The 11,504-nt window shown below is 44.6% G+C and carries 5 protein-coding genes; all 5 read left to right on the forward strand.

Annotated features, from left to right (window positions below):
- The first annotated feature begins 77 nt into the window (after positions 1-77).
- The 5 genes from EIP89_RS00850 to EIP89_RS00870 all read left to right on the forward strand — a co-directional run bounded on the left by EIP89_RS00850 (position 78) and on the right by EIP89_RS00870 (position 11,307).
- Positions 78-5,234: a T9SS type A sorting domain-containing protein gene (locus tag EIP89_RS00850; protein ID WP_124396765.1), complete on the forward strand. Its 5,157-nt coding sequence runs from the start codon at positions 78-80 to the stop codon at positions 5,232-5,234.
- A 262-nt stretch (positions 5,235-5,496) separates the two neighbouring features.
- Positions 5,497-8,529, forward strand: a complete 3,033-nt coding sequence (locus EIP89_RS00855) for a SusC/RagA family TonB-linked outer membrane protein (protein ID WP_124396766.1) — start codon at positions 5,497-5,499, stop codon at positions 8,527-8,529.
- A 12-nt stretch (positions 8,530-8,541) separates the two neighbouring features.
- The gene (locus tag EIP89_RS00860; protein ID WP_124396767.1) at positions 8,542-9,924 is read left to right on the forward strand and encodes a RagB/SusD family nutrient uptake outer membrane protein; all 1,383 of its coding nucleotides are present in this window, start codon (positions 8,542-8,544) and stop codon (positions 9,922-9,924) included.
- Between the two features lie 21 nt (positions 9,925-9,945).
- A complete protein-coding gene (locus tag EIP89_RS00865; RefSeq protein WP_124396768.1) occupies positions 9,946-10,422 on the forward strand; it encodes a DUF5004 domain-containing protein in 477 nt (158 codons plus the stop codon).
- Between the two features lie 3 nt (positions 10,423-10,425).
- On the forward strand, positions 10,426-11,307 hold the full coding sequence (locus EIP89_RS00870) for a hypothetical protein (protein ID WP_124396769.1): 882 nt from the start codon (positions 10,426-10,428) through the stop codon (positions 11,305-11,307).
- The last annotated feature ends 197 nt before the right edge of the window (positions 11,308-11,504 follow it).

An 11,504-nucleotide genomic window follows, 5' to 3' on the forward strand; every position in this document is an offset into this window, starting at 1 on the left:
TAAGTTTTATTCCAAAATTAACTAAAATGTAACTATTTATTGTGACAAATATTTTTGTGTACGTCAAAAATAGGTGTATGAAAAAATCGTTATGCTTGTTTTTTACATTGATTTTCAATGTAATAGTAAAAGCACAGATAGCTACATACTCTTTTTCGATCAATCCATCAGGTACCTATGTGCCCATCACAGGCGGAACAGTACTCGGCAATGCGACAACAGATGATCAGCGCTTTGTGGATCCAGCCAATCTGTTGGGAGGTACAACTGAGACCGGTCCGGGGTTTCCGATCGGTTTTAATTTTATGTACAACGGTGTGGTATACGACCGCATCGGGATTAGAGCAGATGGAGTCATTCGCTTTGGAATTTCGGCCGATGGTGCCCAGGCTGTAAATATGCATGGTACCGGTTACACGTCAATAAGCAATACTTCCTCCGCACCAACAAATAAAAGAGGAACAGTAGCCGGATTTAATATGAACTTACAAGCCAATGGATCTGCGGCTTCTATACGCTTGCAAACCCTTGGAACAGCTCCTAACCGAATTTGTGTGATCCAATGGACCAATTATAGGCGATCAGGTTCAGCAAACACAGCCGACACCATCAACTTTCAAATCCGTCTGCATGAAACCACCAATCAGTTGAGCATTGTGTTTGGTACCTTTTCTACACCAAATACATCAACCAGTGTAACAGCACAAGTAGGTCTCCGAGGTTTTCACTCGTTTGATTTCAGAAACGTAACCACCACATCTACTTATGCCAATGCCGTGCCTGGAACGGTAAATACCGCCTCCATGCCTTTTGTAAGTACCAACTTGCCAACACCTGGTCTCACATATACCTGGTCACCGGCTACTTGTTTTGGGCCACTTTCTATCACTTTTTCAAACGTAACTTCTAATGCCGTAACGGCCAACTGGCAAGCTGTTACTCCTTCGATTGGCTATCAGTTGCAGTATGGACCCGCTCCCCTTACGCTCGGAACTGGAACCATTGTAACCACTGCCACAAACTCATTCAACTTGACGGGTCTTACACCAGGTCAGCAGATTGCCTTTTTTGTTCGGAACATCTGCTCCTCTGGCGATACAAGTGGGTGGCTTGGCCCATTTTCCGTTACGCCCAACTGCAATGCACCATCGGCACCTACTCTGGTGACAGCAGATACTAATCAAATAACCATCGGGTGGGTAGCTAATACTAACGCTACATTTGAAATTGAATACGGTCCAGTTGGTTTTACACAGGGTACTGGTACTTTACTGACAGGACTAACGGGCACACAGCACATCATCACAGGGCTTCTGCCCGGTACGACTTATCAAGTTTATTTGAGAATTCGCTGTAATGCCACTACTGTATCGCCTTGGTCGGGTGCACTACAAGCTACCACGACTTGCAGTCCGTTATCACTTCCATTTGCCCAGACTTTCGCTACATGGCCGCCTACTTGCTTCACCTTTAGCGCTACAGGAACCACTACACAAAATTGGGCTCATTACACTACGGGTGGCGTTACCTTGGCAAGAGCAAACTTTTGGAATTGGTCGCCGGGTATTACAGCAATTATGAACTTACCGAGAATCTTCTTAAGTCAGCCAGCCTGGGTGCGCTACACGTGGTCTCATCAATTTATGACTGGTTACTCGGATTCGCTCTTTTTAGAGGTAAAGGCTGATACCGCAGTAAACTGGATACGCTTGCAGACACTGGCTGGTCCTTCTTTTAATACACAGAACAGCGGTACTCAAACACCCGGCCAGTTTCAACTGGAGCAAGTGCTCATACCCACATCGCTTGTCGGTCAAAATGTGTATATTCGCTTGGTTGCCAAGTCTGGATTTGGGCCAGATGTATTTATCGACTTTGTAGAGGTGGAGCAAGTGCCCAGTTGTGTAAGCCCAACCAGTCTCACTGTTACAAACGTGACCATTAACTCAGTCACTGCCACTTTTGTAAAGAATAATCCCAGTAGCGTTACGCAATGGCAGATTGGTCCTGTAGGTTTCGCTCCTGGTATGGGCTTTCAACAACAGTCGGGTTCAGTGACAGGAACAACTATCACCATTACCGGATTGACGAGCAACACAGCTTATCATCTCTACATTCGCGACAGTTGTGGGGTAAACTCTGTGAGTTCGTGGTTTGGTCCTGTGGCTTTTACAACACTTTGCGATACAGCGCCGCTTCCCATTTTCGAAGACTTTATAGGTTGGCCTCCCACTTGTTTTACTTTTTCTACCACTGGTCAGCCTACTCAGAATTGGGCACACTACAATGTTTCAGGAGCATCGATGGCGAGAGCAAACTTCTGGACTTGGGTACAAGGTACTATGGCCAGAATGCAGCTTCCGCGCTTTAATTATACACAGCCTGCATGGATTAAGTACGCATGGTCGCATCAGCACAATCCCTCTTACATGGGTGATTCACTCTTCGTTGAGGTAAAAGCTGCGACCTCAAATTCTTGGATTCGAATTCAGTCGCTCGGCGGTCCAACCTTCAACACACCCGGCAGTACATCGATTACTCCTGGTCAATTCCAAAATGAACAAGTAATAATCCCTACTTCTCTGTTGGGCAATCAAGTAGATGTGCGCTTTGTAGCTCGTTCAGGTTTTGGACCGGATGTGTTTATCGATTTCATAGAAATTGAAAACATTCCGGGATGTCTCCCGCCGTCTAATATTTCTGTTACCAATATCGCTGCCACCTCAGCTACTGTAAATTTTACAAAAAACAACCCCTCCAGCACAACTCGCTGGGAGGTTGGTGTCGTTGGCTTTACACCGGGTACTGGCAACTTCATCTTTACTGGAACTGTTACTACCAATGTAATATTCTTAACAGGCCTTACTCAAAACACCCAGTATCATCTCTATCTGAGAGATAGCTGTGGTACATCGCAACAGAGCAACTGGATAGGGCCTTTTGCATTCACTACACAGTGTTTGCCCTATACAGTGCCGTTCAGCGAGACGTTTACCACTTGGCCCCCGCTGTGTTTCACATTCAGTACCACAGGTTCACAAGGCCAAAACTGGTCTCACTTTACCACAGGTGGTACTACCCTGGCACGCGCTAACTTCTGGAACTGGATTACTGGCGTAAAGGCGATCATGCGCACGCCATTTGTTCAGATCAATCAGCTGGCGAGGTTGCGCTTTTATTGGTCGCACCAGTACATGAATAGTTTTCCAGGTGACTCGTTGTATGTGTTGTCGCGCAATGACAGTACTGGCATAGCCGATACCATCTTAGTTTTGGGGGGACCTTCATTTAACACACCAGGTGCTGGATCAACTTCACCAGCTTCTAATTTCATCGAACAAATTGTAAATCTATCGCCTTCGTATGTCGGCAAACGTCAGAGCTTTGAATTTCATGCACGCAGCGGATTTGGCCCGGACTTGTTTATCGATCAAATAGTGGTCGAAAATCTTCCTCAATGTCCTGCGCCTCAAAACTTCGTGAAGACCACCAACACCGCAACCACGGCCACATTTAGTTGGACGCAGTCAGGATCAAACACGAGCAGCTGGGACATCGAATGGGGGCCGACTGGTTTTACTCCGGGGTCAAATGTGGGTACTTTGGTCAACGTAACTTCCAACCCGGCTACCATTACTGGCTTGCCATCGGCTACCTGTCTGGATTTTTACATTCGTGCAAAGTGCTCTTCAGTAAACGATTCAAGCGCATTTGTTGGTCCCGTAACGGTATGTATGCCAATTCAATTTGATGTTGAGATTTCGGATGTCATTAGCCCGGTAATGCAGGCGTGTGGCAACAGTGCTACGCAAGTTCGCGCAGTGGTTCGAAACAATGGCTTTGACCCGATTTCAAATGTTCCCGTAGTGGCCAATATCACGGGCGATATTACCCAAACCTTTACTGCTTCGTACACGGGTACTCTGCAAACTGGGCAATCAGATACTTTGCTTCTTGGTACTATCAATACAGTGAACGGGGCCAACCTCAACGTACAGGTGTACACAAATTTGACTAATGACCAAGTGAAGAGTAACGATACAGTTGCATTTACATCCGTTTACGTGCCGCTTGCACCAAAGGCTGATTCGGCATTTGTGTGTGCCGGTGTGGATACAGTGACATTAAAAGCGAAGAATTATCAGGGAGTTTCGTATCGCTGGTACAACTCGCCAACATCAAACACTCCAGTGGGTTCAGGCCCGACGTTCTTTGTGTCTTCGGTATCCGCTCAGAATACATACTACCTGGGATATGGTACCGGATCCTTTGCACAGACTTTCACCTATTCCGCAGGCGATATTCCTTCTGATTACGGATTTCAGTCGCTGCCGGGTTCATCTTCATGTCCTGGGGTGATGACTGTTCATTTGCCGTTGGGTGTACACATTGATTCCATCAGCGTAGAATACAGTTTCACGGCCGCAAGTGGGGCTTGGATGATTGAGCAGCGTTCACAGCTGCGCTGCCTTACAACAGGTCTTTCTGAAAATCAATTGTACTCAGGTGTTGGTCAATTAGGCGGAACAATGAACTACGCGCGCTCAGGTCTTACAATAGCCAATGGAGTAGTGAATGGCCCGATTGTCTTCCAACTTCACGCCGGTCGCACATGGGGAGGGTCAGGTTGTAATGTAACGTACAACTTCATACCCAACAATACCTGGAAAATCACCGTGTACTACACCTCTAACCCCTGTTCGAATGTACGCACGCCAGTAACTGTAGGTGTAAAACCTTTGCCTACAGCAAGTTTTACATATTCGGCGACCAATTATGTTGTAAATTTTATTTCTACAGTTACTAATGCCGACTCCGTGTATTGGACCTTTGGAACGGCTGGCTCCAGCTCGCAGCTCAATCCGACGTTTACCTTCCCTGGCAATGGTGTATATCCTGTATGCCTTAAGGCCTTCAACAGCTGTGGCAGTACCACTTCGTGCGATACACTCAAATTCAGTATTGGTCTGGAAGAAAGTATTATAAATACCTTAATGCAGATTTATCCAAACCCGAATGACGGTGTATTTGAAGTGTCGTTTAGCGATGATAGAGATGAATTACCTATTAGAATCAGCGACTTGATGGGCAAGACGGTATTCGAAACCGTACTGGAGTCATCAAATGGTTACTTTAAGCACAATTTTGACCTAAAATTGCTTCCAAAAGGGGTTTATCTATTACAAGTATCATCTTCAAAGGGATGGCTGTCGAGAAGATTAGTGATTCAATAATACTGAATTTATTCACTAAAAACACAAAAAAGCTCTCTGATTTCAGAGGGCTTTTTTGCTTTATGACTCTTCGGAAAATTTTTATACTAGCCGTGTATTTTTTACAATTGTGAATAATCTGATAAAAGTCAGTTAAAGGTTCTTTTACAAGGTAGTTCTTTGTAAAAATAAATGACTTTTGGAATTCAAACGTGTATTTATTACACTAAGTGATTTAAAAGTGTATATTTGGCGCTTAAAGATTTATTAACACACATAAACCATGAGTGGAAAGTTTACCCGAATGTTCATTTTGCTGCTTCTGGCAGGCTTTAGCACAGAGCTTTTTGCCCAAGCCATTCGAGGCAAAGTGACAGACAAATCAGGCCCGTTGCCGGGTGTTAATGTGCTGGTGGAAGGTACCGGTAAGGGAAATGTGACTGATCTGGATGGAAGCTATGAACTGCGTGGATTGCCGGCTAATGTCAATCTCACGGTAGTCTATTCTTTCATTGGTTACAAGACCGAGCGAAGAGTAATCAATCTCAAACAGGGTCAGACACTGGAGATCAACGTATCGATGACTGAAGAGGTAAGTCGACTCGATGAAGTGGTAGTAGTAGGTTACGGTGTACAGCGCAAAAGAGACCTCACCGGATCGGTAGTAAAACTCGGGGCTAAGGAAGTAACCGATATGCCTACACCGAGTTTTGAAACCGCTATACAGGGGAAAGCTGCCGGTGTACAGATCATTACGGGTAGTGGCTTGGCTGGCTCAGGCTCTGTGGTGCGCATTCGGGGTATTGCTTCTATCTCTGGTTCTGGCGACCCACTTTACGTAGTTGATGGTATTCCCATTACGCAAGATTATTTTATAAAAGGTAACTCGGGAGCCATGAACAACAACCCATTGGCTACCCTAAATCCCGGAGATATCGAGTCCATTGAAGTTTTAAAAGACGCTTCAGCGACTGGTATTTACGGATCGCGTGGTGCCAATGGAGTTATTCTCATCACCACGAAGAGAGGAAAAACTCCAGATTGGACTTTCAATTTTTCCACTCGGGTAGGTACATCATCTCCTGTAGCCCGCCCTAATATGCTCGATGGTCCGCAATTTTTGCAGATGTATAAGGAGGCTTGGATCAACGACGGAAAGGTTGGAGTACCTGTTTTACCTGGTGGTGTGCGATGGGAGGATGCTCTAAATACCAATACCAACTGGGTGGACGAAGTTATACGCGTAGGTATCAAACAGCGCTATGATTTTTCAGCCGGACGTCAGACTAAAAAATATGACTTTTTTGCTGGAGCCTCCTTTGACGGAAATCAAAGCTACCTTACCGGTAACAGTTATGATCGGGCTAGCATTCGAGTAAATGGTGGATATAATATTACTGATAAACTGAAAATCTCAGCTAACCTCTCCTTGGTTGAAGGAATCAATAACCGCGTAGATGAAGGTTGGGCTGGTGGATTAGGGGCCGCTATGTCAACTGCTTTGCCCATTTATCCGATTCGCAATCCAGATGGTTCTTACTTCATTGGTGGAACAAATCCCGTGCGGCTTAGAGAGCTCAAGCAGTGGAGAACTCAAGAACTTCGCTCCATTTCGGGGATCACCATTACATACAATCCCATTCAAAATCTCTTCATTAATCTGAATACCAATTACGACTACATGAATCTGGTGGAAGACATCTACGAACCTGCCGAGCTTTTGCTAGTGACCGATAGAGTAGGTGACTCCCGCCGATTTCAAAACATCATCAATAACTGGAACACCTTCCTCACAGCTACGTATGATTGGAAGATCAATGACAACAACAAACTGAATATAATGGCCGGTATAGAGTTTCAAGAACAGGCCCGCGGTGGCAGAAGTTACTTTTCGACCATAGCCGGTGCTCCTTTCTGGAAGGCTAAAGACAAGCTCGACAACCGCCAAGACTTCACACCTGAAAAGTCGCGTTTCGGCTCTGTTTTTAGCCGTATCAACTTTACCAATAAAAATAAATACATCTTACAAGGTGTAATTCGTGCGGATGCCTCTTCCAAGTTTGGACCTGAAAACCGCGTAGGATTCTTCCCTTCAGTAAGTGGAGGTTGGATAGTTTCTGAAGAATCATTTATGAGATATAATCCGGTAATTAACTTTCTGAAACTTAAGGCATCTTACGGTATAGCCGGTGTGGCGCCTCCCGGCAATCGCGACCTGTGGCGTTCTTCCTTTGGAATCGACTCCGTACGCGGTTACAACGGCCAACCCATACTCTATCCGTTAATTCTTGAAAACCCCACGCTGAAATGGGAAACATCCCAAATCTTTGACATGGGTGTGGAAATGGGCCTCTGGGAAGACCGAGTTACCACTGAGTTGAGCTACTACTATAAATACTCCACAGATGTCTTTCTCAACGTTTCGTTGCCGGGATATGCCGGTTTTGACAACTTTTTTGACAATCTCGCTACCATTTACAACCAAGGAGTTGAATGGGTGGTAAAATCAAAAAATATCGCAAAACAAGATTTTAGTTGGACTACAGAGTTCAACATTGCCCGCAACTGGAATAAAATCACTGATATCAGCGGCTTTAACGAAGAGGCAGTATCAGGCGGTACAAATGATACGCGTGTGGTGCTCGGGTATCCGGTGGGTACCAACTTCTTAGTGCGCTTTTCCCATGTTGATCCGGCTACAGGTCGTCCTGTCTATCTTGACATTAATGGAGAGCCCACCTTCGAATGGAACCCGGCAAACCGCGTTCCAGCAGGGCGAGTGTTGCCAGATGCCGTTGGCGGTATTACCAACATTTTTAGATACAAGAATTACGATCTGAGCTTTCTGTTTGTCTTTACAATAGGTGGCAATATTTACGACTCTTCTTCAAAGCGTCAGCTTGGAACCTTTGACTCTGACGGATGGAATCACCGCACCGATCAGTTTGACCGTTGGCGCAAACCAGGGGATGTAGCTACTTATCCGCGATTGACTACAACACCTGAAACCTATGGAACTGGTACACCCTGGATCAATACAACTCTTTGGCTCCATGACGCCACTTTTGCCCGCTTGCGCAATTTGACAATCGGCTATAATCTGACACCTGAAGCAGCAAGACGACTTAAATTGCGCTCTGCACGCATTTATTTTACCGGAACCAACCTATTGACTTTTACTCGTTTCATCGGACTTGATCCGGAGATTGCCCGCGATTTTGAAAACGTAACCGATAGAAACATGAGCCCCAACATCACCTACTTGACACCACCTCAAGAGAGAACTTTTAACCTCGGTATTGACATCAGCTTCTAACACCATAGAAAAATGAAAAAAATTAGAATACTCTCCATAGCAGCGGCAGGCGTACTGATCACCGCCTCATGCTCCAAAATCTTCGATGTAAAGCCAGAGGGGGTTTTGCTGATCGAAGACGCGCTGAAAACACCTGAAGACTTCGAAAAGGTGCTCAACTCTTGCTATGATGTGGCTGCTAACTACTACAACGGCCGCATACAGATGCTTAACGAAGTACTTAGCGACAACCTTTCAGCACCGATTAACAACAACGACCTCAACGAGGTATATCTGCGCCGGGTCAATTTCTTCAACGGCACTACAAACGGCGTGTACCGCGAGCCTTATCGCTCTATCTTCCGTATAAATTTTATGCTTGAGAATTTCGATATGGTCGAAATGCCCGCCTCGCGTCGCAACACATTCGAAGCTGAAGGTCGCTTTTTACGCGCTTTGGGCCATTTTGAAATCATCCGACTCTGGGCACAGCCTTACGGTTTTACAGCTGATAATTCGCATTTAGGTATACGTATTCAAATCCAAAATACCGGTACGCAGTTACAGGTGCGTAGTACGGTTAAAGAAGGCTATGAAGCCATTCTGGCCGATCTGTGGTTTGCAAAAGACAATTTGCCTACTACCAATGGTAATTACGCAACTAAGTATTCAGCTATGGCAGCCCTTGCCAAAGTTTATTTCCAGATGAATAAATTCGACAGTGCGGCTTATTATGCTGGACAGGTAATATCTTCTGGGCAATTCACACTCGAAGGCATTGATCGATTCAAGATGGGGCAAAATACAGAAGCAATATTTCAAACAGTTTCTACGCAAACAGCCAGTTTTATCGATGGCAGAAGTGGGGCATTTACAGGAAATTATCGCTCTGACAACAATCCAAACCCCACATTGCGCGCATCAAAAGAATTCTACCTTCTTGTGAATTCCCGGCCAAATGACACTCGTTTGTCTTTCTATGAGCTGAGAGACGAAGGTCTGCCCACAGAATTCGTGGCTGTTAAAAAGTTTAACAAGGATGTTTTTAGCATACCTGTTCTGCACCTTACAGATATGATGCTTATTCGCGCTGAATCACTTGCAGAGTTAAGCCAAAATCTGCCAGAAGCAATAAGCTTGGTAAATCAGATTCGCGAAAGGGCTTTTGGAGACTCCAGCGAAAATCTGCCCGCTACTGCTACGGCTTTGGAAATAAGAGATGCTGCACGCCTTGAACGTCGCATTGAAATGTTTGGAGAAGGCGATCGAGTACAGGACCTCAAGCGCAGAGGTGCTCGTGGCGAAAACATCATCATTCGCGGAGCCCCTTGGAATTGTCCGGGAATGGTACTGCAGTTTCCAGCGAGCGACATCAATCAAACATTTGTTGGAAATCCTGAAGGCGGTTGTAATTAATTAATTTAAAAACTGAAAACGATGAAAAAAATATTGATTAGTCTTACAATACTAGGGGCTGCCATAGCTTGTCGACCTGAACGGAAAGGCGAACTTGGCCCTGACCCAAATCTGGCCTACGGAATAGTAGGCCGATGGAGAGCAGCAGAGTTGTCGATTACTGACTTTAAATCTCCTTTAGGCGATGAATTGAATGTGAGTGAAGATTTCGCAACCTTAGGAGATCCGCTCGAAATCACATTTAATCCGGACAATACATACCAAGTTAACAACCCTGGTAACATACCAACTAAGTTTGGCACATCAGGTACATGGGCATTTAACAACCCCGAATTCCCCTCTACAATGGGAATTTTGAACAACAACGGCGAGACAGACACCATTCATCTGCGCTCCATGGCAAGGGATTATGACCCGGTCTGGAAGATTCAAATACGCAGAGAAAATTGTGAAAACGATCTCTATGTAGGCTATAATCTCACTTTAATAAGACAGTAAACCATGAAAAAAATACTCTTATCAGCTTTACTAATAGTATCTGCACGATTCGGATTGGGTCAGGTTGTTACTTCCGAGCCTTTAGAAATCGATCCGGGTAAACCTTTAAAGATAATAGTTAATCTGGCTTTGCTCGATCAAAACTTGGATTTCGTACAAAACCTGATTCAAGATGCCAATGACGGTAAAGATCTATACATCTGGACATGGAAACCTAAAGAACATCCATCGGGTCACCCATATGTGAATGGAACAGGAAGCCAACCCTGGAAAAATTCGAATGAAGCGTTGAAAATGACTAAGGAATCCAATCTGGTGTATAGCTTCACTTTTACCCCTTCGCTCAAAGACTGGTATGAAGTAGATGCCGCTACATGCTACAAAGAAGACATTCATTTCCTGGTAAAACCCAAAGATGGTGGCGGCTATGGTGAACCTGATCGAAAATCGCCTGATCTTATACTCAAAGTAGATCCACCGGCTACTGTACTACCTCCGGCATTCTTCTTTCCCTCTAAGCCGCAAAAAGATGATGTAGTAGCAATAATCTACGACAATGCTCGCGAAGACAAGCCGTCTATGAAAAATCTAGACCCCGACTCTGTTTACATGGCAGTATCGGTAATCGATTCCGGTGGCATCGTGTATAATCTATCGACAGCCTTCAATGCGGGAAACAATCAGAATATGAAACTCAATTACAGAGGTAATGGTATGTTTCGGAAATTGATTATCCCCAATGAATTCATTGAACAAAACAAACCGACAGGCATGCCGCCAGATGTAGTGATTCGGTCTATGAAAATTGTAATCGTTAAACGCAGATTCTTAACCGGTCTCGATCGCAGCAACTATGAAATTGAAATAAAATTTGATTGTGACTGAAGGTAAGTAGTCTTAATAAAGATATAAAGGCCGAGCGTTTATGCTCGGTCTTGGTTTTTTTATAATATATGTTGATACAAATATTTGCTCCGAATGTTGGTTCAAAGATTTTGCTTTTCATCACTTTTTAAACCAAAACGTTTAATTTTAGAAATTTACAAAAACCAAGTAGCTACATATAATTTTTCAGTCACATA

The organism is Thermaurantimonas aggregans, from assembly GCF_003851885.1.
In the GTDB taxonomy this organism is placed as follows: Bacteria; Bacteroidota; Bacteroidia; order Flavobacteriales; family Schleiferiaceae; genus Thermaurantimonas; species Thermaurantimonas aggregans.

Excerpts from the sequence above, each read along its gene's own strand:
- EIP89_RS00850 (WP_124396765.1), top strand. The coding sequence starts at position 78 with ATGAAAAAATCGTTATGCTTGTTTTTTACATTGATTTTCAATGTAATA.
- EIP89_RS00855 (WP_124396766.1), top strand. The coding sequence starts at position 5,497 with ATGAGTGGAAAGTTTACCCGAATGTTCATTTTGCTGCTTCTGGCAGGC.
- EIP89_RS00860 (WP_124396767.1), top strand. The coding sequence starts at position 8,542 with ATGAAAAAAATTAGAATACTCTCCATAGCAGCGGCAGGCGTACTGATC.
- EIP89_RS00865 (WP_124396768.1), top strand. The coding sequence starts at position 9,946 with ATGAAAAAAATATTGATTAGTCTTACAATACTAGGGGCTGCCATAGCT.
- EIP89_RS00870 (WP_124396769.1), top strand. The coding sequence starts at position 10,426 with ATGAAAAAAATACTCTTATCAGCTTTACTAATAGTATCTGCACGATTC.